The following is a 21,649-nucleotide window of genomic DNA, read 5'->3' on the forward strand; positions in this document are numbered from 1 at the left end:
CCTTTTCAGTCACTGCTATATCAATGATGTCAGCAGTTAGAGAAGGAATTAGCGGGATAGACTAGATATAGTACACTAATCTTATCGGCATCCTCTTTAAGGTAGATTTTTGCCATGAAAGCATTAGCACTGGTTAAACTTTAGTCGTCAGTAAATACATAGGTCTAGTCTGGAATCATAGCGCCATTCATCTGCTAATCAGCAAAGACAGCAGATAAATCTTGTCATATAAAACTTTATATAACTTTACTCTTTACTAAGATTTGTCGTATATTCGTAATATTTGATGAAGAAGGAGTTAGTAATGCTCACGTCGGAGGCACAAAAGCCACTGACAATCCCAACCAAGGAACTTTTAGCACCTCCTGGTGATTTTAATCCCACACTACTGCTGTTTTTTGTAGTGGTGACAATGTTGGTGTTATCTAACTTTGGTTATTGGGTTTGGGAATGGCCACATTGGCTATGCTTTAGCATTAACACTCTGTCCTTGCATTGTTCGGGGACGGTGATTCATGATGCTTGTCACCAGTCAGCCCATCGTAACCGGGTGATTAATGCCATGTTAGGACATGGTAGCGCCTTAATTTTAGCTTTTGCATTCCCTGTGTTTACACGGGTACATTTGCAGCATCATGGTAATGTCAATCACCCTAAAGATGATCCTGATCATTATGTCTCTACAGGTGGTCCATTATGGTTGATTGCAGTTAGATTTTTATACCATGAGGTATTCTTCTTTCAACGGCAATTGTGGCGGAAATATGAGTTACTGGAATGGTTTATTAGCCGTTTAATTATCATTACTATTGTTTATATTTCTGTCCAATATCATTTTTTGGGCTATATTCTCAATTTTTGGTTTATTCCGGCGTTTTTGGTGGGAATTGCTTTGGGGTTATTTTTTGATTATTTACCTCATCGTCCATTTGTGGAAAGAAATCGCTGGAAAAATGCCCGCGTCTATCCTGGTAAGGTTCTCAATATCCTGATTTTGGGGCAGAATTACCACCTCATTCATCATCTATGGCCGTCGATTCCTTGGTATAATTACCAACCAGCCTATTATATGATGAAGCCGTTGCTAGATGAAAAGGGTAGTCCGCAAACTTCCGGGTTATTGCAGAAAAAGGATTTTTTTGAGTTCTTGTATGATGTTTTTCTGGGAATTCGATTTAATCAGCATCACGATTGATGTGATTTTCTGCATCTAATATTTGTAATGAGGGCGGGCAAGACTTCGACAGGTCTTACAGTGAGCTTGTCGAACTGCTCAGTCCGAGGATGCCCACCCCACAATATTTATTCAATCTGCCTATTTTTCCAATAATTTGGTCTTCGCTTTCTATGTGCGATGCCTGCGGCGAGCGAAGCTATCGCAATCACCCAAATAAAATCCTCTAATTCTACGTAGAAAATGAGATATGGAAACCGTTGGATGACGTAACGACGTACCTCTGCAATTGTGTGTTGCGCTCCCAAATTGGGATTTTGTTGTATTTTCCCTAGAACTTCTTCTACTTCAGATAGTAAATCCAGCCCTAATCCTATCTTTTGATCTTCATAGTAAGCGATCGCACTATCAAACTCCCTGATAGCTTCGGTGTGGATAATGATTGGCTTCACGAATACTTCTCTCGCAACTTAGAAAATACTTGATTCGATGATTCACCAATAGCTTTTCCGCTCAGGATTTCGTCTAGTCTTCTAGTTAATTCTCTATCCCAAGCAACCTCAACATCACCATCTATACTTTCTTCTAGAGAATGAATTAAAAAGTAGGCAAGTTCCGCACGATCTTGTATAGAGAGTTGAGAGAGTTCAATTTTGAGTTTTTCGGCAATTTCAGTCATGTTTTTTACCATCTGCTCTATGCTCAATTATAAATTGATGATTCGTATCTGGTATTTATAATCGTTAGATTGTAATGAAAGGCGATTGCTTAAGGTTTATATCTTTGAGATTTATGCCTTATTGAGCTTGCTTATGCTGCTTGACAAACTGTTGGTTCTGGAAGTGCATCACCCGCAGCCTTGTAAGCAATAATAAGAGAGTCTAAGGCTTCAATTCCCTTTCTTTACCCACTATGATTATTTTTACTAATTTTGATTCGGACAGTTGATCAAAAAGGTTAACTTACATCTGACACCAATAAGTACCTCGGCAAAATTAATTAGACATTTTTCCAAAAAATAGAAATCCCTGGAATCTGGTTCTGTTGCCTGTTCCCGTTTTCTGTTCCCTCTCCTAAATGTACAATTTATTTTGCACGACTACTTATCAGCGGTTGTTGGGACTGATGTGAGATGGAAGTTAAAATGTATTAATAATGCAATACCAAAATTTAAACGAGGATTAAGCAAAAATATTTCTCAGTTGAGATTTCGCTGTGGTGGCTCTGATATTTTGATGTCTGGTAGTGGTGCTGGTAGTTCTGGAAGAAGTTTTTCCTTGGGGCTTTTTATGCCATTTGCACCTTTAAACTTTGGAAAGCTAAAATCATCACCTAAATTTTTCTTTTTCTTTTTACTCATTAATTAGTTCCTTAACTACAAGTAGTACAAATAGACTAGCAAATTTTCCTTGATTTGAGTAGTATATTGAAATACATATTTTTTGTATCTTTAGATATTGCTAAATTAAACAATTTGTGATGTTCAATAGAACAAGATTGGGGATTCTGTACCAAACGATTTTTTGTACGCTAGGGAACAACCCAGAGCTTGCAACTAGTATCAAGTTAAGTTAGGGTGTAATATTACTGAATGATTTATCTGTACAATTTACCTGATGTTATAATTTCCTTAAAAATCGAATTCCTGTTCTTCTGAAGATGTTATTTCTCTAAAAATACCTGTATTAATATCAAATTCCATATTTGTTTCAGAATCGCCATAATTAACGTTAACTAGTAAAAGATATTGAGGTAATGGTGCTTCTCTTAAATTATATGATAGCGGAAATTCTTCATTTTCATAACCTTTCATACTTCTTATCAAGTTTTGATTAAAATCTAAATCTAGACCTCGAAAGTATCTAAATAGTATTTGATAAGCTAAGGGAACAGTAAATTTATATATACTCTTACCATCTATAGAAATTTTGTGATTTTTATCTTTCTCAGGATAATAAGGATCTATTTCTCTAATAATTGATTCTACTATATCAACAGGTACAACTACTGCATGATTTCGTTTTGTCGTCGAAGGAAAAAATGAATAATCATGAAACTTTTCGATGGGTTGATAATCATACATCAATAACATAGGATATTTGACATTACTACTAATTATATTTAGTTGCTTACCTTTAATTTCTGCAAATTTTCTTGTTGTTTTATGTCTTATTTTTGCTTCAAGAGAAGTGACACCCTCAAAAGGATGGCTACCAGGATATATAATCTTTACAATAAACCCTATGTCGCCAAATTGCCTTTCAGGATTACCAGTAAATTTATATGCTGCTGAATTAATCTTGATTGGTAGTGAAGATAAACCATCAATTTGAATATTACGAAATAGTTTTCTATATTCAAAAAATATTTTTCTAGTAATGAAATCTTCGTTCCAATCTGATGGATAACTATCTAATATTTGTTGACGGAAAATATTTTCTAATTCACTATACAATGTCATGAGAGACATATTTTCAGGGCGAGGGCTTAACCTAGCACCTTTAACCTCCCATTCTCCTCTACGTACCATTTCATCAAAACAGGAGCGACATACATTAACCTGTTTACGTCCTGGGGAATACCAAACAGCAGTAATGGCTGCCGATGAATATTCTGCAACACACTTTTCTGTTTGAATTTCACAAATATCTTTTAGTATGACACCGCTGGGTTCTACTCTTGTAATCATAGTCATTCTCCTAACTTAGATTCACTAGCCAACCACTCAGTTGGCCTATCTCTATCACCGCATAAGACTTGCCAAGCCTCAATACAATATTCTATTTGTCTATCGGTTAACCCGTTACGATTTCTGGCTCTTGCGTTGTTTTTATGGTGGCTGAGGATTGTTTATAAAAAAACCCTTGCCACGTAAGGGTTATAAGGGATTATGATCCTTTTTGAATGAAATGCCTACAGGATAAGGCTTTCAATGATTTTGAACCAGGTTTTCCATAAAAAAACCGAAGAACCCGATTTCTTTGTTCTCAAAAAAGTGACATATATGATGAAACTCCTGCCAGATAAAGAAGCAGAAGCTTTAATGATCTTTTAAACGCAATGTCGAATATAACTCCTCACCAGCGAGGAATTGATACCTATCCGCCATCTGATTGATTTTATCAAATATCCGTTCCTAAACTCTGGGCATAAATTACTTCAATATTGCTACCAAATTGCAATTTATCTAAGGATTCTGTGAAAAACACAAAACCCTTATACGCAGTCACATATTTATATATTTTCGTAAAAAAACCTTCACTGGTGACAATGACAAGCGGCTCTTCACCTTTGGAGAGAATATTCAAAAAATCTTCTAACTTCACACAAATACCAGTTCCTCGATGAGTGAAAATACTACCACCAATAGCAGCAGGTTGAGTAGCCGCGTCACCACTGTAATAGCTCATTTGGCGCTAACTTTTACATAATATTATTGACCTGCTGATTTTAAGCTTTTGTTTTAATTACTGGCTGTGAGGTTTGTAACGTTTGCGATAAACCCCAGTCTGGGCGCAATTTAGCCGCTTGACGTAAATAAATGTGGTGAATGGGGGCGGAAGTTGGTAAATAAGCGTGGATTAAAAACCGAATGCAACGCTGTAAACTGCCTTCAACGTGCATTTGCTGGACATCCAACATAGCTACACTATCCCATAAAGGACGACTGCGAGCGATCGCGGCTGGAAAAATAGCATCTAAATCTCGTGTGACAGAAAAAGTAACGCTAATCATTTCTGTTGGTTGGAGTTCATTCCGTTGTTCCAGTTCATCAAGCAGTTCTGTCACCGCTTCTCGGATTGCTTCCACGCTATTATCTGCAACGGTTGTTGCACCACGAATCGCTCGCATTTGCCATTCCACTTCCAAAATCCTCCTAATATTTTAGTCATTGGTCATTAGTCATTAGTCATTAGTCATTAGTCATTAGCGCAAAGACTATTACAGCAGATTGCAGGTTGCAGGAGGTACGAAATTTAAGCACAAAGCCATATACAACAAAACTTTCAATCCTATTCCCTGTTCCCTGCTGTAACTAGTGACTATTGACAATTAATTTACGGTCTATACAACCACAAGGGTAAACCACTTGTAGACATTTCAAATTCGAGCCAATCAATTCCAGCCCCAATTCCTGATTTCTTCAGACGACTCCCAGGTAGAACTCGACTCAGCAATGGTTTACGTTCTTCCAGCGTATAGCAAGGAGTTTTTTCTGGATCAAGTCCGACTAATTCGGCTGTCCAGCGACGTGCATCTTCTTCTGTTCCCAAGCGGTCTACAACACCTAACTCTAAGGCTTGCTCTCCGGTGAAGATGCGGCCATCAGCAAAAGTTTTTACGGTGTCTACCGCTAAAGAACGTCCTTCGGCTACGGTTTGCACAAACTGCTGATAACTGACATCAATCAATTGTTGCAGAATGTTTTCCTCTGGTTCTGTCAATTCCCGATCAAAAGACAAAATGTCTTTGTATGGTCCAGACTTAATCACCTTAAAGGAAACACCAACTTTTTCTAGGAGGCGTTCTAAGTTATTTCCCCGCAGAATCACACCTATACTGCCTGTAATCGTGCCGGGGTTAGCCACAATGTGTTCGGCTCCCATACCAATGTAAACGCCGCCAGAAGCCGAAATATTGCCAAAGCTGGCGACAATTTTAGTTTTTTTCTGCAACCGCCTCAGAGCGCTGTAGATTTCTTGGGAATCTCCTACTGTACCGCCAGGACTATCTATGCGTAACAGTAAAGCTGGAAATTTCTTTTCTTCTACAGTTTTCAGAGCTTCTAATACCCGTTTGCGGGTAGCACTGGCGATCGCACCAGTAATTTCAATCCGAGCAATTTGTTTACGAAATCTGGGCTTAAAAGGCCAAACCATGAGCAATCCAATCACCTATTAATAGACTTAATATAAGATGTCCAGCGGTCAGACGACCTCCCTAACTCTGTTAAGAAAGGTGAGCAGGCATAAGACTATTTAAAATCTTAAGGAAAATTTTAGATTTTGTGTATAGTTTTATTGGCTATATTTTTGCTATATTTCTTCATAAAGGAATATGTATTCAAACACCTATTTCTCTACTAAATGTTTGCAGTGGTTGGACACAATCACACATTAAAGCTGTAGTCAAAGATAATTACAGTTTAATAGCAAAGCCTGGTCATTAGCCACAAGTTGCTAACGACTAAATTTGGGCATGAATATAAATACTTGGTCGTACTAGAGATAACTGGAGTTACAAACAGCTAGGAAGATATTTTAGTGAAGATTAACTGGGCTGTAAGTTATCTAAAGACATCAGCAAGAGTGATCAATATTCAGGAATCAATGCGGAGAATTTGACAGCGGTAATAAGCATAGATATCAAACAGCCCGCCAACAAAAGCGCAAGTCAGACTAATGACAAATAGACCATTGAGGGGACTACCAGTACCAAAGGTGGCGAGAAAATGCAGAATCTGATTGGGAATATTCTCAGTTATGCCTTGTAAGCCTGGGATGTAACCAGAAAGGCATAAAAAGACCAGTGTACCGCCGACGAAGAAAATAGGCGCGATAAAACTGAAAACAGTGGTGAGTACGAGAGATCGGAGAAAGTTAGCAAATATGCTCATGATCAGGCAAGCTCCGGGATTAATGTAGACGATGGCTGAACAACTGCACGTCATCTTCTACAATAAGTGCGATCGCTCCTGAACATTCAATATGTCAAAAATCTTAAGTTTTCATTAAAAGAGAACCCAATCAGTTTCATAAAATGCCGCCGCTAATTAAAGAGCTTATAAACTCCAAAACCCTTGATTTATCGAACTTTTATCTTCAAAAATCGAATCTAAATATATTGCATCACGCTTAATAATAGCTTAATTATATGAGAAAGTATTTAAAGTAAGTTAACGTTTGACCCGAAAAGAAGAGAGACAAAAAAAATTCATGAAAAATGAGTGATGACTTTCGCTATTCTTAAAGCAGTTACCGAGTTAGCTAAAGAACATTGAGCCAGACTATATCCAAATTCAGTTTAGGAGCATGGAGTCAGCGATTGCTGGCAGCGATTTTTTTGGGTGGACAAATAATAATTCACCTCCTCAAGGGCAAAATCCATCGGCGCAACACCCTAGAGCAATTAGCCGCAGTTGGTCCAGATTCCCTATTTATCGCCTTAATCACAGCCATTTTCGTGGGTGCAGTATTTACCATTCAAGTAGCGCGGGAATTTATCAACTTTGGTGCAGGAAACCTAGTTGGCGGAGTTTTGGCCGTAGCCTTGACAAGGGAACTCACCCCAGTGCTAACAGCAGTGATTTTGGCAGGACGGGTTGGTTCTGCCTTTGCAGCGGAAATTGGGACAATGCGAGTCACAGAACAAATTGATGCTCTGTTAATGTTAAAAACAGACCCCATTGATTACCTCGTTATTCCCAGACTCCTAGCTTGTTTATTAATGTTGCCCATCTTAACCCTGCTATCCTTAGTCACTGGGATGTTTGGGGGATTAATCATTGCCACCAACATTTACAATCTCTCAGATACAGTATTTTTAGACTCAGCCCGTAACTTTCTGGGTATCTGGGATATTTGTAGTGCGATGATTAAAGCCGGTTGCTTTGGCGTTTTAATAGCCATCATCGGCTGTAGTTGGGGTTTAACCACAACAGGAGGAGCTAAAGGTGTGGGACAATCAACCACAACAGCTGTTGTTACAGCCTTGCTGATTATTTTTGTTAGCAACTTCTTTCTTTCTTGGTTAATGTTTCAGGGGCCTGGTAGTGGATTATCACAAGGGATGTAAAGGAGAAAGGAAGAAGGAAGCAGGCTTGCCCTGAGCGTTCACGTAGTGTGTCGAAGACAAGTCGAAGGGGAGCAGGGAGCAGGGAGAAAATTATTTATAATCTCTTCCCAATAACCAATAACCAATGACCAATGACCAATGACTAATGACTAAAATAAAAGATTAATATCTACTGACAAAACAGGAGAAAAGATTGTGACCAGTTCATTAGCGCCTAATTCTACCTCGACTGTGGAACTCAAGCCAAGTTACAATATCCCTGTCATCTTAGTGCTTGCAGCCATTCCCCTACTGCTAGTACAACCTTGGGTAGGAGGAGTGTTTACAGTGATGGGTTTGTTTTTGATGTTGCAGGCTGTAACACTGCGTTGTCAATTTACAACCACCGATTTTGATATTTACCGAGGGGAAAAATTAATTCGGCGTTTTCCTTACCAAGAATGGCAAAACTGGCGAATTTTCTGGAATAGAGTTCCCATTTTGTTTTACTTTAAAGAAATTAATAGCATTCACTTTCTGCCGATTTTATTTGACCCCAACGCCTTAAAATCTTGCTTAGAACAGCGTTGTCCACGTATTTAGTGCTTTAAGATTGTATATTTCTCAAAGCTATTTATTCGCATCATTAGGAATTTACTATTGTTTATGAACCCAGAGGAATCTCAAACCCCAAAACCAATTGATGAATGGTGGGAAGAAACGCCAGCACAAAGTCCTACAGGTGAAAACCCAGAAATTATATCTTCTGAGTCAGTACAGGCAACAGAAGTACCAACTTTAGCAGATGAACCACAAACAAATGATGCCTCTTTTGCATCATCCATCGCTAATACAGAACCCGAAGATTTCACAGTAGAACCTCAAGAAGAATCTAAAAGCGAGGTAGTGACACAATTAGCAGTAGAAACTGGGGTGCTGGAGTCAGAAGCAGAGCTTAATTCACTATATGCACAAATAGGGCAACGAGTAGCCGATTTACAAGCAACTGAAGCAGTACTAAAAGCGGAAATATCCCAATTACAAACTACTTACAAAACCCTTCAAGGACAAGTAAGTGAAACCCAAACGGCACTCTCGAAAATGGTGCAAGAGTCCTTAGTGCTGTTAGAACAACGTAAACAAGCGTTGCAAATTTCTGTAGAACAACTAGAACGCCGTCAAGAACGTATTCGTAATGAAATGCGAACTACCTTTGCGGGAACATCTCAAGATTTGGCAATTCGGGTACAGGGTTTTAAAGACTATCTCACAGGTAGTTTACAAGATTTAGCATCAGCAGCAGAGCAATTGCAACTGGTTCCGGCTGTGAGGGAAAGAGAAAAACCAGCGGTGAAAGAGGCTAAACCTGTTGAACAACAGCCACCTACATTGCAATTGGCCCAACAACAGTTTCAAGATACAACCAAACAAATTCGCCGTTTAATTGACCAATACCGCAACCAACCCGATTATTATGGCGCTGTGTGGCAGTTGCGACGAACTTTTGAACCAATTCATGCAGAACGAGTTTCTAATTGGTTTTTCACCTTGGGGGGACGGGGTGCTTTACGGACAATGGGTAGCCGTTTGCAGAATATCTTGATTGCATCGGCAGCAATTTCCATATTACACAAGTTACATGGCGATCGCACACGCACTCTAATTTTAGCCAATACACCAGAACGTTTGGGTGAATGGCGACGCGGTTTACAAGATTGTTTGGGAATTGGCCGTCCAGATTTTGGCCCTGATAGAGGTGTGGTTTTGTTTGAAGCACCTACAGCTTTAGCCCAAAAAGCAGACCGATTGGTTAAAGCCAATCAATTGCCTTTAATTATCATTGATGATTCAGAGGAGCAAATTAGCTTAGGATTGTTACAATTCCCTTTGTGGTTAGCTTTTGCACCTGACCCCAAAACCATGAGAGATCGTGATTTTGATGATGAATTTTAATTTAGTCATTGGTCATTAGTCATTGGTCATTAGTCATTGGTCATTAGTAACAATATTTCACTCTAGACTAGTGACCAAATAATTACTAATTCTTAATTGAAGAGGGTACAAGCTCTAACTGATTGAAATTAAGTTGGTGTAGTCTTCTGGAAGCACTATTACGAATTACGAATTATTATGGCTATTTGGTTAACTTTGTGTGGGGCTGTTGTTTTATTAGCTTACCTGTTGGGTTCTTTCCCTACTGGGTATATTACCGGAAAGCTGTTAAAAGGTATTGATATTCGGGAAGTTGGGTCTGGTTCAACGGGTGCAACAAATGTACTGAGAACTTTAGGGAAAGTTCCAGGGGCTTTTGTGTTATTAATTGATTGCTTAAAGGGAGTTTTAGCAATAAATATCGTTTATGTTTTATTCAATCTTGCTCCCAGTCAAAATTTAACTCCATCAACATTAAATGTAGAACTATGGCAACCTTGGTTAGGAACTTTAGCAGGATTAGCTGCCATTTTAGGTCATAGTAAATCAGTCTTTTTAGGTTTTACTGGTGGTAAATCTGTAGCTACTGGTGTGGGGATTTTGTTAGCCTTAAGTTGGCAGGTTGGATTATCCACAATAGGGGTTTTTGCTGTTGTTGTAGCGATATCCAGAATTGTGTCTTTGAGTTCTATTGCTGGTGCTGTTGCTGTTTCTATTCTGATGGTAATTTTCCATCAACCTTTACCCTATATTTTACTTGGTATCGCTGGGGGTTTATATGTAATTGTCCGTCACCGCAGTAATATTGAAAGATTGCTGGCAGGTACTGAACCAAAAATTGGACAGAAGGTAGAGACAGAAACGGAACAGACAGCATAATTGTTGGGAAGGGAAAATTTTTAATTAAGAATAAAGCCTTTTTGCCACGACCATTTGGGTTTAAGTCAAGAGCCACAATCTGGTGATTTGGCGGTCTTCAATTAGAGGTGGGTTTGAATCTCCCTCTAAGAAAGCCTCCTGCCTCCTTCAATAATTATAAAAGCCGCTAGAATTAATATTTTCTAGCGGTTTTCTAATTTCTATTTAAGTCTGTTATGCCGTAAATTAATTGGTTATATTTCGTTTGGTGGCAGGAATGTATCAAGTGCTGATATATTATCAGGTATTGGTATTGATAGTGCGTTTAAATTTTCTAATTGTGAAGTTATCAGAGAACCTAATGTCACACCACCGGAAACACTTTCTTGCTGTTCAATAGATAAGCTGGTGAACAGTTTGTTATTCATAATTGTTGTTTTCCTATGTACCAGACATTGACTGTAGCAAATAGTTTTGAAGCTATTGTAACCACAAATTAATACTAGAAAATATGACTGTTGCATAAAAGCGTATTTGACAATTATTTTTACTTGGATTGAGTATAGACACACACATTAAAGCTACTTAATTCATGTTTATGGTTTTGAATATAAAGAAATAACAAATATTTACTAAACTCCTAAGCGATAATTTATAGCGATTTAGGTTTACTCATGGGATGTTATTAATCTTGCTTAATTAGAGATAGGCATTATTATAAATGATTCACTTTGCAACATTATGATTAAATACTTATAGATGTAGTTATAAAGAGTCATGGATAATTAAAGTTGTTATAATCAAAAAATGTGATATGATTAGTAGTTCTCTAAAAACGTGCTGGGTGAAGAACGTAGAGATAAAACTCAGCACATCTACAATACTCAGCACGAAGAACTCTAGTTTATGGCACTGCCAATTGTTGCAATTATCGGTCGCCCAAATGTGGGCAAATCCACTCTGGTTAATCGTCTCGCTGGTGATCAAGCGGCGATTGTCCACGATGAATCGGGTGTGACACGCGATCGCACTTATCGTCCAGCATTTTGGAGCGATCGCGAATTTTCAGTAGTAGACACAGGCGGTTTAGTCTTTAACGATGACACCGAATTTCTCCCCCTAATTCGCCAACAGGCATTAATGGCGCTCTCAGAAGCCTGTGCAGCGATTTTTGTAGTGGATGGGCAAACAGGCCCAATGCCAGCAGATCAAGAAATTGCTGATTGGTTACGTCAACAACCTGTACCAATTTTCCTGGCTGTCAATAAATGTGAATCACCAGACCAAGGCTTAATTCAAGCGAGTGAATTTTGGGAACTGGGTTTAGGTGAACCTTTCCCAATTTCGGCAATTCATGGTAGCGGTACTGGGGAAATCCTGGATGAATTAATTAAGCACGTCCCCGATGTGAAGGATGTCCCCGAAGATAATGTGATTAAAGTCGCCATTATCGGTCGTCCTAATGTGGGCAAATCCAGCTTATTGAATGCCTTTGTGGGGGAAGAAAGAGCGATCGTTAGCCCCATCTCCGGTACAACTCGTGATACAATTGATACAGAAATTGAGCGAAATGGGCAAACCTATCGCTTAATTGACACCGCCGGAATTCGCAAAAAGAAACATATAGAATACGGTACGGAATTTTTTAGCATTAACCGCGCTTTTAAAGCAATTCGCCGCGCCGATGTGGTTTTATTAGTGTTAGATGCTGAAGATGGAGCCACTGAACAAGACCAAAAATTAGCAGGGCGAATTCTGGAAGAAGGTCGGGCTTGCATTATTGTAGTTAACAAGTGGGATGCAGTCGAAAAAGACTCTTACACCATCTATGACTACGAAAAAACCTTAGAAACACGATTACATTTTACCGAATGGGCAGACATAATTTTTGTCAGTGCCACAACCGGACAACGGGTAGAAAAGATTTTAGAGTTGGTGAATAAGGCAGCAGAAGCACACAAACGCCGTGTTACCACCTCCGTAGTTAATGAAGTCCTCACAGATGCAATTAGCTGGCATTCTCCACCAACTTCACGGGGCGGTCGTCAAGGTAAAATATATTATGGTACGCAAGTAAGTAGCCAACCACCAACTTTTGCCTTATTTGTCAACGATGCTCAACGCTTTAATGATAATTATCGCCGTTACATTGAAAGACAGTTCCGCAAACAATTAGGATTTGATGGTACGCCAATTCGTGTATTTTGGCGGAGTAAGAAAGTCCGGGATGCGGAAATTGGCAATCTCAATCGAGCAACTCGCGTAAAATAGTACTGAGTAACGAGTACTGAGTAACGAGTGATAGTCAATTTTGAGGTTTGAGTGGTTAGTAAAATGAGTAAAGTTGAGCGATTTGAAGATTTGATTGCTTGGCAAAATGTAAGAATCATTGCTAAGGATATGATTTATTAAGTTACTCAGCACTCATAACTCAGCACTCATAACTCAAAAAATGGATTTATTGCGATCGCTCCCCCTTGGACTATACTTAGAACAACCAGAAACTTGGCTACATAGGCTAGATCCGCGAGTCAAGTTAGTTTGGTTGTTAAGCTTTCTCACCAGCTATGTTGTAGCTAACAACTATTGGCGGGTATTGTTGGTTGCATTATTAATTATTTTTACCTTATTTGCCAAAATTCCGCTGCGAGTATGGCGGCAACAAATGGGCTGGCTGTTGGTGTTATCATTCATGGTGTTGGTGCTGGGTGCTATCAGCCCTGATGGACTAGCTGTAAATTATCAACCACGCTTACCAGCTAATGAACAAGTTTTAACTCAGCCAGCAACTGCTGAAAATAACAAAGCGAGTCTAGAGCAAGCCAGAGATAATAAAGAATATAGCTATGTATTATTTCACAAAGGCCCAATTAAAGTAAATCGTCGTTCCTTAAATTTAGCAATTAGCCTGAGTACAATAGTTTTTACCTTAATTTACAGCACTAATTTATATTTGTTGACAACCGCACCAGAAGAAATCACTTCGGGAATGGAAAGCTTGATGCAACCCTTGCGGAGGTTTAAGATCCCAGTTACAGAACTGATGTTAACTCTCACTTTATCTTTGCGGTTTATTCCGTTAGTTTTAGAAGAAGTCCAAAATCTCATTCGTTCTGTGATGACGAGAGCAATTAATTGGAAAAAGCTAGGATTAAAAGGAGGAGCTAAAGTTTGGTTAATTGTGATTGAGCGACTTTTAGAAAATCTGCTTTTGCGTGCTGATCAAATGGCAAATGCAATGATGGTCAGGGGTTTTACCAGTCCAAATGAGCATCGAGTCAAATGGCAAGAATTAAGATTGAAAACAGGTGACTGGTTAGCGATCGCAATTTTAATCGTATTTTGGGGACTGAGGATAGCTTTTGGGACAGCAATTTCTTAGCAGGTGATCATCGCACAGAGTGCAGTAAATATTGTAGAGACGTTCCAGGAAACGTCTTTACAGGGCATTCAAGCCACGCATATTTAATTTTTTAATTCTTGAAACATCGCCGTACTCAGATAGCGTTCACCAAAAGAAGGCTGAATCATGACAATTAACTTACCTGCATTTTCTGGGCGTTGACCTACTTGAATAGCAGCACACAAAGCCGCACCAGATGATATCCCTGATAATAAACCTTCTTCTTTAGCTAATCTTCTACCATAAGACATCGCTTGGTCATCACTAACCCGAATCACCTCATCAATCAATTCTTGACGCAACACATCTGGGACAAATCCCGCACCAATCCCTTGAATTTTATGGGAACCGGGTTCACCTCCAGAAAGAACGGGACTGTTGCTAGGTTCAACCGCAATCACTTGAAAACTTGGTTTGCGTTGTTTAAGTATCTCTGCAATACCAGTAATCGTTCCCCCAGTTCCTACCCCAGCAATTAATATATCTGCTTCCCCATCAGTATCCGCCCAAATTTCCTCAGCTGTCGTTTCTCGGTGAACTTTGGGGTTAGCTGGGTTGCAAAATTGTTGCAGCATAAAGGTATTGGGAGTGTTAGCCACAATTTCCTCAGCTTTGCTAATTGCGCCCCGCATTCCTTGGGGGCCTGGTGTCAACTCCAAAGTTGCACCATAAGCACGCAACATTGAGCGTCTTTCTTGGCTCATGGTTTCTGGCATTGTTAAAATCAATTTGTAACCACGAGCCGCAGCTACCATTGCTAAAGCTATTCCTGTATTCCCTGAAGTTGGTTCAACTAAAACGGTTTTTCCTGGAGTAATTAAACCATCTGCTTCGGCTGAAAGTACCATACTCAACCCAATACGGTCTTTGACTGAAGCGGCTGGGTTCATGCTTTCTAGTTTGACAACTATTCTGGCAACTACTCCCTCCGCTTGGGGAATTTTGTTCAGCTGAATTAAGGGGGTTTTGCCAATAAGTTCTGTTACGTCTTTAGCAATTCGCATTTATTAACTCCTAATATTCTAAATATTACTTCTCTGTCTTTAGTTATAATAATATGTTTTTACTTATTTAATTTGTATTTAAGTAACAGTTAGTTAATTAAATATTGTTTTTGCCGGAAATGGTTATGATGACTGGGTTTTGAGTAAATAGCATAATGGTACACAGCGCTAGAAGACTGATAATTTGCTACTAAACTTGTATCAATTATTTTGGGTCTAGGTGTAATTTTTCAGGTCATATAAGTCAGAAGAATTTAGTGATGTCAAGGTAATATCATCGAATTTAAGAATTTTAATTGTTTTTTTGAGTTGTTTAGTTTATTTTTAATTCAGGTCTACTTTGTCATGATATATTGTCATTTGAGTACAAGTTTTGAGGGACACTAATCACCATTAAATATCCTCAAACATCAGCCACTAAAGCATTAAGTTGAGTACAAAAATCCCCGTCCCCCACCGGATAAATGCTAGTACCTCCTCCTGAAAACACTAGCACCTCTACCCCAAATAATTTTTTAAAGCCTTACTGAATCAGTTTTATCAGCTTTGAGTACTATGTTAATGATTTTAATAATCTTAATTCGGCTGGGGTAAACTGTGTTGAAGAGAGGTGACTGCTATAAACGTTAGTAGGATTTACGCAGAGATTCCCCTCTACCCCCCGAAATTCCTAGATGAAAGTCTAGAGAACTAGGGGGGACTTCTTAACCCTAGTTTGATAGTAATCTCTATTCAAAAGCGGTTAAATCCTGTCAGTATTAGTCAATACTAAATGGAGTGTATTTGGGATTTTTAAATTTTCACTTGCTTAGTAATAATTTATGAGTATTTTGCACAAATAGTGGTGATTCATAAATCTGCCAAGTTTAGATTTGAAGTTTTAGATTCACAGATAATTTTTAAATTATTTGAGATGCTTTTAAATAATTGGGTGTCATCTACTAAATGTATATTTAGAATCTAATACTTGATGCTTGTTTGAGAATTGGCAAAAGGAAGGTGCAGCAATAAACCATAAACTATATTTTCTTACTGGGTGAATAGCTACCTAGCAAGGGAGAGTGAAGATGAAATTAAAAATTTTAAATGTGCTAACAGTAGGTTTGGTTACTTTAGCTGTGCTTTCTCCAGGGATAATCGTCTTTAATTTAATTTGGGGACGACATATAGAGTTAGTTAAGACACAGAATTTATCTTGTCAAGTCACCAATATTAATAAAGGTTCTGAACCTGCATTTCCCCAGCCAGAGAGCATAAATACTCCCCACTCTCCAGCTAACAAAAAATTATCCAAACATAATTTTTTTGTGCAACTGCAAATTCTAGTGGAACAGTATAAAATCGCTACAATTTTGCAATGGTTGGTTTTGGTTACACCTATTTGCATTGGCTTAGGCATTATTGTTTATGACAGGTATCTTGTCTATCGTACTGCTGTTTTAAAAGCACAAGTCGAAATGCTAGAAAGACTTTGGCAACAGAGTATTGAGCAATAAGTTTCAGTTTTCTCATCCACCATAAACTAAATTATCATGACAGACGAACGCCAAACACAGTATTTTAATTTGATTGATGAACTGTTGCAATGTCCTAATGGTCAGGAACCAGAAATTTTAGAATCTCAGCCGGAATTGGTTGATTCTGGGTTGGTACATTCAATGCTACAAGTAGCTACTATGTTTGCCCATGAAGGAAATCAAGATGGCGCTCAATTTTTGTTTTTTGTAGCACGGGAGTTAGCTAAACAATTGGGTTTATATCCTGAAGTTTCCAATGAGGTTGCACATCAGGAGTGACAATGTTATTGACTTCAACTGATGCTGGACAAATAGCGCTAGAGTTCATCTTGGCAGATTGGAACATCTCAGAAAATTATCGAGATTGGTTTACTATCTTTAACTCACGGTTAACGGGTGAGTTTTGGTATATTGTAGAATTGGGTGTTGAAGGTTTTCCTGATAAGTGGTTTATCCAAGTTTATGATACAGGAACTTGTGACCCCAATTATACATTTAGTTCTCCTATCTCTGGTTCTGAGGGATATCTGGATTTAAAAAATATTCCAGATATTATAGCTGATGTTTTAGTTGCTGAACGCAATTCTCGCTAAGTAAAGTTCAAAATTTATTTTTGCTATTTCCAAATTTTGAATTCATTATATATGGTCATTATACAGAAGTGGTACTTTTATAAAAGTATCACTCTTTTTTTTGGAGAAATTCTTCAAAAAATCAATTTAAATTGGTGTTTTGTCATGCTTAATTGACAAATTTATGTTATGCTAAATGGTAGTGATGGACGCTACAGAAATATCAGTCAAATGATTGCTGAAGATATCCTAGCTAAAGAATTCACAAGAGTCGTTAACCATTATTACCCTAATACTGGGGAACTACTGGAAAAGTGTCATGTAAAAGTGATTACCTGCTTCTGGGGACGACCTGCTAAACGCTTTCAATATATAGGGATTTATTGTTCTGAAGACCTAATGCCCTATATCAAAGCGCAAAAAGAAATACTCAGAGAAATAGCAGGCAATATGGGACTAATTCAGGTGGTTTGCATGAATGCCAAGCGATTACTGCGCGACCCCATGTCAAAACTTAAACAATCTGAACCGCGTTTATGGTTGGAGTTGCATTTAGTGGCTGCTTAGAATATCGTCAAAAATGAAAACAGGACTTTTCTGCAATTACGAAAATCATCACCAAGATGCCCGTCGCGCCATCTTTGAGCAAGTTTTACTGGTGAAACAGGCGGAAAATTTGGGTTTTGAAGAAGCCTGGGTGAGTGAACATCATTTTAATGAATCGAATCTCAGCCCGTCACTTTTGCTGTTAATGGCACATTTGGCGGGTGTTACGTCAACTATTCGCTTAGGGACGGGGGCAGTATTATTGCCGTTTCACGACCCAATTAGGGTGGCTGAGGATATTGCTACTTTGGATAATCTTTGTAGTGGTAGATTAGCTTTTGGAGTGGCTAAAGGTGGCCCTTTCCCTGAACAGAATAAGCATTTTGGGGTATTGATGTCGGAATCCCGTGTGAGGATGGTGGAAGCGATCGCACTCATTCAAAAGCTATTATATGAAACTGACGTATCATTTAATGGACAATTCTATCAGTGCGATCGCTTGACGGTCTATCCTAAGCCGCTACAAAAACCAATTCCCGTCTATATTGCCAGTGGTGATGATGATACGATTGAATATGCTGCCCAAAATTCCTTCGGTTTAATGGGAGGGCCGCCCTTTTCCCTGACAAGATTGAAGAATACAGTCAGCAAATATCGGCAATTAAATTCCAGTGGTGCAGATAAATTTCTGTTAGCACGGTTCTTTTTTGTTGCTAAAACAACCGATGAAGCTGTGAGTGAAGCCTTACCTTTCATCCGCAAATTTAGCCAAAAAATGACAGCTAATTCCACTCAAGTAATGCAGAATAGTCCTCAGCCACAGAAAGCTTTTGATCGGACAAATATCTGTTTTGAGGAAGATTATTTGCTCGAAAATTCGATTATTGGCGATGTAGACACCTGTCGCGACCGAATCAAGAAATTTCAGGACGAATTAAATCTCGGCACACTAGCGCTCAAACCCTCATCATTGTCTCTGCAAAAAAATCGAGAGAGTATGCAGCGCTACAATCAAGAGGTGCGAAATTATGTCTAAACTTCCCCTGCTTCCTCCTGATGATTTACCTCCGTTGGAGGTGACTAAACAGGATGGAATGCTGCATTTAGAATTTGAACAATCTATTGGGAGGTGCTTCTATCACGCGTGCGATCGCATCACCCAAGTTCTATTATCTAACTGTCAGTGGTATATGACAACCAATACCACCACCCTCATGCTGATAATTGACTGCCCAGATATAGTATCTTATTGGCATATAGTCAGCAATATTCCCCAATTGGGTAATAGGCTAGAACGGTTTACCAAGGACGCGAAAATTCGAGTTTATCCACCCTTTGGTAAAGGTAAACCCTTTGAAATTCCCATCAATGAAATTTCAGCTTATCGAGACTGGTTGTAGATTCTAAGTTATATTTCACGCAAAGGTGCAAACAAAACTGTGTGCCTTTGCTTTTTTGTATAAGAGGTTGTTTGAAAAGTCTAATTTATTACAGCCCTGGCGACTAGAAGTCGCGGCTATACAAACTAAACCCGCCTGCGCGGGTTAAAAAGACCACTTTTTCATTAGTCCACGGAGGTGGACTTTGCCTGTGTAGTAGCGAATTATATTCGCCCAAAACTTTTCAAATATCCTCTAAGGTTATAATGAAATAAAGACCAATAAATTAAAAACGATGAATAACATTATAACTAACAAAAAACAACTTTTTGACCGTTGGGCATCAAGTTACGATTGGACTTTTCCATCTTTTATTTATCAAGCTATTCATAAAAGACTGCTTTCAAAGGTTGAATTACCAGCAAATGCAAATGTACTTGATTTAGGTTGTGGAACTGGAAGATTACTAGATAGATTAGCAGGTCAATTTCCTGAATTGCGGGGGACAGGTTTAGATTTATCTCCCCAAATGTTGCGAGTAGCTAGACAAAATAATCGTCATCGTCCCCGGTTAATTTATCTGGAAGGTAATGCGGAATCACTACCTTTTGCTGAAGGTCAATTTGATGCCGTTTTTAACACTATCAGTTTCTTGCATTATCCTCAACCAGAACAGGTTTTAAATGAAATAACGCGGGTGCTTTCTCCAGGTGGACGGTTTTATTTAGTTGATATAACTGCTAAGAATAATTCAGCTTTTCAATTAATGGCTAATTCTCCGGCTGGAATTAAATTCTACAGTCAAGAACAGCGTGAAAAAATAGGTTCCGGTGCTGGACTTTTGTGTTTAGGTCACTACTATTTATTAGGGCCAGTTTTGCTGACTATTTTTGCTAAACCAGTATGAAGTTAATGGAGATTGGGGTTAGAAAAATATCTGATTAAAATTATAAACTTGCAGAAAAATCGAGATTCTTCCCTCCTCTGCATTCCAATCAGAATGGCAAATTATACCCATATTCTAGTTTTCAAATATTCTCTAAATGAATGAAACGGAATAATTTACAAATTTTTGCAGTGCGATCGCAATTTAGCTTTGGTCTTGATGCTTTAAATGCCACAATTAATTATAGTCCCTGATACTCCCTTCCAACTCAAAGAATACCGATTAAATAAACTTAAAATGACGCAAACCTTCTAAAATACCTTCAGCATAAAATGATTTTGCTAAATAGCGATAGTCGGTTTTGTTTGCTGTATACCATTCCCGTAATTCAGAAAGCGCATTTCCTACAATAATACCTCTTTCTTCTCCTCTGCTAAATAAGGCAATATCATTACCTGAATCACCACACACAACTGTTTCGTAGGCAGAATGTCCCCATTCATTTTGTAAATACTTCATTGCTAAACCTTTATCGGTATCAAAAGGCAAAATATCCAGGTTTTTGCTTTCCAGGTTTTCGCTGCCACTAAAGTTTCCACTGTAGATTAAATTAAATTTAATATTTTCCTTTTTTAGTAAATTATCGAGTTGGGGTATAACTTTTTTGGCAGCTTCTTCTTTAACAAGATAACTAACTTTAAAAGGAAGTTGTTCAGATGCTTGTTGAAGAACTAAATCTTCAAAGTTTGCGGCTATTTTCTCTACCAAATCACGATTCCAGCCAATTGATAACTTACTAGACCATTTTAAATCGGGAGTTTTGTAATTAGAGTTGAAGTATATTTCAGTTCCTACAGCAGTAATTAAAGCATCAGGTTCTAAAAGTTTTTGTGTCTTTATCAATTGCTGATATAGAGTTAGTGATCGTCCTGTGGCATAAACAATCTTGCTTCCATATGTTTTGCGATGATTTATTAATTCTTCATTTAATTGCTCTAAAAAGTTTAAAGATTTTTTATCACCCACTAGCGTGTCATCTAAATCAGTAACAAAGAGAAATGCTTTCATAATTACAGTTTTTTGCTGATACGGTGAGTAAGATCAATATGTAAAAGTTTATACTGGTTTAATACAGGCACACAATTGACCGTTAGTATTATATCTGAAATCGCAACCAGACTGCCAAAAGCTTACTGGTATAGCCCAAAATTTACCCGATTTTGCAAATGTGTGCAATTTGTTGGCGATTTTGGCTAACTAAAACATATTCTATTAAAATGATTTGGTGATAATTATCTAAGGTATCCATTGCACTAAAACCTCTCATTTTAAGTCGAAGATAAGTAAACAAAGGGGTTGATTTTCTAATAATATTTTATCAATTGGTTCTTGAAATAGTTGTGATTTTCGTTTCGCGCAAAGGAAAAATGAAACCCGAAACAAAGGTTGTTGTTTATTATGCGAGGAAACATCCTAAAAATCCTCCTTTACCATAATTTATATCTCACGCAAAGGCGCAAAGACGCAAAGGAAGAATCGCAAGGTTTTAAGTAACTGCAAATAATGAAACCCGAAACAAAGGTTTTTGTAATGTTACCTATCCC

25 protein-coding genes are annotated in these 21,649 nt (G+C 38.3%); 14 read left to right on the forward strand and 11 right to left on the reverse strand.

Annotated features, from left to right (window positions below; all coding sequences use genetic code 11):
- The first annotated feature begins 304 nt into the window (after positions 1-304).
- Positions 305-1,195, forward strand: coding sequence for a beta-carotene hydroxylase (crtR, locus tag ACSQ6I_RS16930; protein WP_438891456.1), 891 nt, complete (start codon positions 305-307; stop codon positions 1,193-1,195).
- Between the two features lie 107 nt (positions 1,196-1,302).
- Here the strand turns inward: crtR and ACSQ6I_RS16935 are convergent, their stop codons facing one another.
- The 8 genes from ACSQ6I_RS16935 to ACSQ6I_RS16970 form a co-directional block, all read right to left on the reverse strand.
- Complete coding sequence (locus tag ACSQ6I_RS16935; protein ID WP_438891457.1) at positions 1,303-1,626, reverse strand: type II toxin-antitoxin system RelE/ParE family toxin; 324 nt, start codon at positions 1,624-1,626, stop codon at positions 1,303-1,305.
- On the reverse strand, positions 1,623-1,853 hold the full coding sequence (locus ACSQ6I_RS16940; RefSeq protein ID WP_438891458.1) for an addiction module protein: 231 nt from the start codon (positions 1,851-1,853) through the stop codon (positions 1,623-1,625). Before ACSQ6I_RS16940 ends, ACSQ6I_RS16935 begins: the two co-directional genes overlap by 4 nt.
- A 519-nt stretch (positions 1,854-2,372) precedes the next feature.
- A complete protein-coding gene (locus tag ACSQ6I_RS16945) occupies positions 2,373-2,534 on the reverse strand; it encodes a hypothetical protein (protein ID WP_438891459.1) in 162 nt (53 codons plus the stop codon).
- A 270-nt stretch (positions 2,535-2,804) separates the two neighbouring features.
- Complete coding sequence (locus ACSQ6I_RS16950; protein ID WP_438891460.1) at positions 2,805-3,863, reverse strand: hypothetical protein; 1,059 nt, start codon at positions 3,861-3,863, stop codon at positions 2,805-2,807.
- Between the two features lie 433 nt (positions 3,864-4,296).
- Complete coding sequence (locus tag ACSQ6I_RS16955; RefSeq protein WP_438891461.1) at positions 4,297-4,584, reverse strand: hypothetical protein; 288 nt, start codon at positions 4,582-4,584, stop codon at positions 4,297-4,299.
- A 40-nt stretch (positions 4,585-4,624) separates the two neighbouring features.
- Positions 4,625-5,038, reverse strand: coding sequence for a chorismate mutase (gene aroH / locus ACSQ6I_RS16960; protein ID WP_438891462.1), 414 nt, complete (start codon positions 5,036-5,038; stop codon positions 4,625-4,627).
- A 194-nt stretch (positions 5,039-5,232) separates the two neighbouring features.
- Positions 5,233-6,054, reverse strand: a complete 822-nt coding sequence (gene sppA / locus ACSQ6I_RS16965; RefSeq protein WP_015216880.1) for a signal peptide peptidase SppA — start codon at positions 6,052-6,054, stop codon at positions 5,233-5,235.
- Between the two features lie 440 nt (positions 6,055-6,494).
- Entirely contained in the window at positions 6,495-6,791 is a 297-nt protein-coding gene (locus tag ACSQ6I_RS16970; protein ID WP_438891463.1) for a hypothetical protein, read from the reverse strand.
- Between the two features lie 380 nt (positions 6,792-7,171).
- Here ACSQ6I_RS16970 and ACSQ6I_RS16975 point away from each other — a divergent pair, with 380 nt between their 5' ends.
- The 4 genes from ACSQ6I_RS16975 (at position 7,172) to plsY (ending at position 10,759) form a co-directional block, all read left to right on the forward strand.
- On the forward strand, positions 7,172-7,969 hold the full coding sequence (locus ACSQ6I_RS16975) for an MlaE family lipid ABC transporter permease subunit (RefSeq protein ID WP_438891464.1): 798 nt from the start codon (positions 7,172-7,174) through the stop codon (positions 7,967-7,969).
- A 165-nt stretch (positions 7,970-8,134) separates the two neighbouring features.
- Positions 8,135-8,551, forward strand: coding sequence for a DUF3119 family protein (locus ACSQ6I_RS16980; RefSeq protein ID WP_438891485.1), 417 nt, complete (start codon positions 8,135-8,137; stop codon positions 8,549-8,551).
- A gap of 63 nt (positions 8,552-8,614) precedes the next feature.
- Entirely contained in the window at positions 8,615-9,901 is a 1,287-nt protein-coding gene (locus ACSQ6I_RS16985) for a DUF3086 domain-containing protein (RefSeq protein ID WP_438891465.1), read from the forward strand.
- Between the two features lie 177 nt (positions 9,902-10,078).
- Positions 10,079-10,759 carry a glycerol-3-phosphate 1-O-acyltransferase PlsY gene (gene plsY, locus ACSQ6I_RS16990; protein ID WP_438891466.1) on the forward strand — a complete coding sequence of 227 codons (681 nt, stop codon included), beginning with the start codon at positions 10,079-10,081 and terminating at the stop codon, positions 10,757-10,759.
- Positions 10,760-10,992: 233 nt separating this feature from the next.
- Here plsY and ACSQ6I_RS16995 read toward each other — a convergent pair whose 3' ends face one another.
- Positions 10,993-11,166, reverse strand: coding sequence for a hypothetical protein (locus tag ACSQ6I_RS16995; RefSeq protein WP_438891467.1), 174 nt, complete (start codon positions 11,164-11,166; stop codon positions 10,993-10,995).
- Between the two features lie 478 nt (positions 11,167-11,644).
- Between ACSQ6I_RS16995 and der the strand changes: the two genes are divergently transcribed.
- Both der and ACSQ6I_RS17005 read left to right on the forward strand, forming a co-directional pair.
- On the forward strand, positions 11,645-13,009 hold the full coding sequence (der, locus tag ACSQ6I_RS17000) for a ribosome biogenesis GTPase Der (protein ID WP_438891468.1): 1,365 nt from the start codon (positions 11,645-11,647) through the stop codon (positions 13,007-13,009).
- Between the two features lie 181 nt (positions 13,010-13,190).
- The gene (locus tag ACSQ6I_RS17005; protein ID WP_438891469.1) at positions 13,191-14,120 is read left to right on the forward strand and encodes an energy-coupling factor transporter transmembrane component T family protein; all 930 of its coding nucleotides are present in this window, start codon (positions 13,191-13,193) and stop codon (positions 14,118-14,120) included.
- 83 nt (positions 14,121-14,203) lie between these two features.
- Here ACSQ6I_RS17005 and cysK read toward each other — a convergent pair whose 3' ends face one another.
- A complete protein-coding gene (gene cysK, locus ACSQ6I_RS17010; protein ID WP_438891470.1) occupies positions 14,204-15,145 on the reverse strand; it encodes a cysteine synthase A in 942 nt (313 codons plus the stop codon).
- Between the two features lie 1,067 nt (positions 15,146-16,212).
- On the opposite strand from cysK, the gene ACSQ6I_RS17015 reads away from it, so the two are divergent.
- The 7 genes from ACSQ6I_RS17015 (at position 16,213) to ACSQ6I_RS17045 (ending at position 20,066) form a co-directional block, all read left to right on the forward strand.
- Positions 16,213-16,641 carry a hypothetical protein gene (locus ACSQ6I_RS17015; RefSeq protein WP_438891471.1) on the forward strand — a complete coding sequence of 143 codons (429 nt, stop codon included), beginning with the start codon at positions 16,213-16,215 and terminating at the stop codon, positions 16,639-16,641.
- Positions 16,642-16,677: 36 nt separating this feature from the next.
- Positions 16,678-16,941, forward strand: coding sequence for a hypothetical protein (locus ACSQ6I_RS17020; RefSeq protein ID WP_438891472.1), 264 nt, complete (start codon positions 16,678-16,680; stop codon positions 16,939-16,941).
- Between the two features lie 2 nt (positions 16,942-16,943).
- Positions 16,944-17,255: a hypothetical protein gene (locus ACSQ6I_RS17025; protein ID WP_015216892.1), complete on the forward strand. Its 312-nt coding sequence runs from the start codon at positions 16,944-16,946 to the stop codon at positions 17,253-17,255.
- 168 nt (positions 17,256-17,423) lie between these two features.
- Entirely contained in the window at positions 17,424-17,801 is a 378-nt protein-coding gene (locus tag ACSQ6I_RS17030) for a hypothetical protein (RefSeq protein ID WP_438891473.1), read from the forward strand.
- Between the two features lie 13 nt (positions 17,802-17,814).
- Positions 17,815-18,816 carry an LLM class flavin-dependent oxidoreductase gene (locus ACSQ6I_RS17035; RefSeq protein ID WP_438891474.1) on the forward strand — a complete coding sequence of 334 codons (1,002 nt, stop codon included), beginning with the start codon at positions 17,815-17,817 and terminating at the stop codon, positions 18,814-18,816.
- Positions 18,809-19,180 carry a hypothetical protein gene (locus ACSQ6I_RS17040; protein WP_015216895.1) on the forward strand — a complete coding sequence of 124 codons (372 nt, stop codon included), beginning with the start codon at positions 18,809-18,811 and terminating at the stop codon, positions 19,178-19,180. Before ACSQ6I_RS17035 ends, ACSQ6I_RS17040 begins: the two co-directional genes overlap by 8 nt.
- Positions 19,181-19,454: 274 nt before the next feature.
- On the forward strand, positions 19,455-20,066 hold the full coding sequence (locus ACSQ6I_RS17045; protein WP_438891475.1) for a class I SAM-dependent methyltransferase: 612 nt from the start codon (positions 19,455-19,457) through the stop codon (positions 20,064-20,066).
- A 261-nt stretch (positions 20,067-20,327) separates the two neighbouring features.
- Here ACSQ6I_RS17045 and ACSQ6I_RS17050 read toward each other — a convergent pair whose 3' ends face one another.
- A complete protein-coding gene (locus tag ACSQ6I_RS17050; RefSeq protein ID WP_438891476.1) occupies positions 20,328-21,113 on the reverse strand; it encodes a sucrose-phosphate phosphatase in 786 nt (261 codons plus the stop codon).
- Between the last annotated feature and the right edge of the window lie 536 nt (positions 21,114-21,649).

Origin of the sequence: Anabaena sp. WFMT (assembly GCF_051781005.1) — a bacterium.
GTDB lineage: Bacteria > Cyanobacteriota > Cyanobacteriia > Cyanobacteriales > Nostocaceae > Anabaena.

Coding starts and splice junctions, on each gene's coding strand:
- ACSQ6I_RS16945 (WP_438891459.1), bottom strand. CDS start 2,534: ATGAGTAAAAAGAAAAAGAAAAATTTAGGTGATGATTTTAGCTTTCCA.
- ACSQ6I_RS16955 (WP_438891461.1), bottom strand. CDS start 4,584: ATGAGCTATTACAGTGGTGACGCGGCTACTCAACCTGCTGCTATTGGT.
- ACSQ6I_RS17005 (WP_438891469.1), top strand. CDS start 13,191: ATGGATTTATTGCGATCGCTCCCCCTTGGACTATACTTAGAACAACCA.
- ACSQ6I_RS17025 (WP_015216892.1), top strand. CDS start 16,944: ATGTTATTGACTTCAACTGATGCTGGACAAATAGCGCTAGAGTTCATC.
- der (WP_438891468.1), top strand. CDS start 11,645: ATGGCACTGCCAATTGTTGCAATTATCGGTCGCCCAAATGTGGGCAAA.
- sppA (WP_015216880.1), bottom strand. CDS start 6,054: ATGGTTTGGCCTTTTAAGCCCAGATTTCGTAAACAAATTGCTCGGATT.
- ACSQ6I_RS17030 (WP_438891473.1), top strand. CDS start 17,424: ATGCTAAATGGTAGTGATGGACGCTACAGAAATATCAGTCAAATGATT.
- cysK (WP_438891470.1), bottom strand. CDS start 15,145: ATGCGAATTGCTAAAGACGTAACAGAACTTATTGGCAAAACCCCCTTA.
- ACSQ6I_RS17045 (WP_438891475.1), top strand. CDS start 19,455: ATGAATAACATTATAACTAACAAAAAACAACTTTTTGACCGTTGGGCA.
- ACSQ6I_RS16950 (WP_438891460.1), bottom strand. CDS start 3,863: ATGATTACAAGAGTAGAACCCAGCGGTGTCATACTAAAAGATATTTGT.
- ACSQ6I_RS16970 (WP_438891463.1), bottom strand. CDS start 6,791: ATGAGCATATTTGCTAACTTTCTCCGATCTCTCGTACTCACCACTGTT.
- ACSQ6I_RS17015 (WP_438891471.1), top strand. CDS start 16,213: ATGAAATTAAAAATTTTAAATGTGCTAACAGTAGGTTTGGTTACTTTA.
- ACSQ6I_RS16940 (WP_438891458.1), bottom strand. CDS start 1,853: ATGACTGAAATTGCCGAAAAACTCAAAATTGAACTCTCTCAACTCTCT.
- plsY (WP_438891466.1), top strand. CDS start 10,079: ATGGCTATTTGGTTAACTTTGTGTGGGGCTGTTGTTTTATTAGCTTAC.
- ACSQ6I_RS16985 (WP_438891465.1), top strand. CDS start 8,615: ATGAACCCAGAGGAATCTCAAACCCCAAAACCAATTGATGAATGGTGG.
- ACSQ6I_RS17040 (WP_015216895.1), top strand. CDS start 18,809: ATGTCTAAACTTCCCCTGCTTCCTCCTGATGATTTACCTCCGTTGGAG.
- ACSQ6I_RS17050 (WP_438891476.1), bottom strand. CDS start 21,113: ATGAAAGCATTTCTCTTTGTTACTGATTTAGATGACACGCTAGTGGGT.
- ACSQ6I_RS17020 (WP_438891472.1), top strand. CDS start 16,678: ATGACAGACGAACGCCAAACACAGTATTTTAATTTGATTGATGAACTG.
- crtR (WP_438891456.1), top strand. CDS start 305: ATGCTCACGTCGGAGGCACAAAAGCCACTGACAATCCCAACCAAGGAA.
- ACSQ6I_RS17035 (WP_438891474.1), top strand. CDS start 17,815: ATGAAAACAGGACTTTTCTGCAATTACGAAAATCATCACCAAGATGCC.
- ACSQ6I_RS16995 (WP_438891467.1), bottom strand. CDS start 11,166: ATGAATAACAAACTGTTCACCAGCTTATCTATTGAACAGCAAGAAAGT.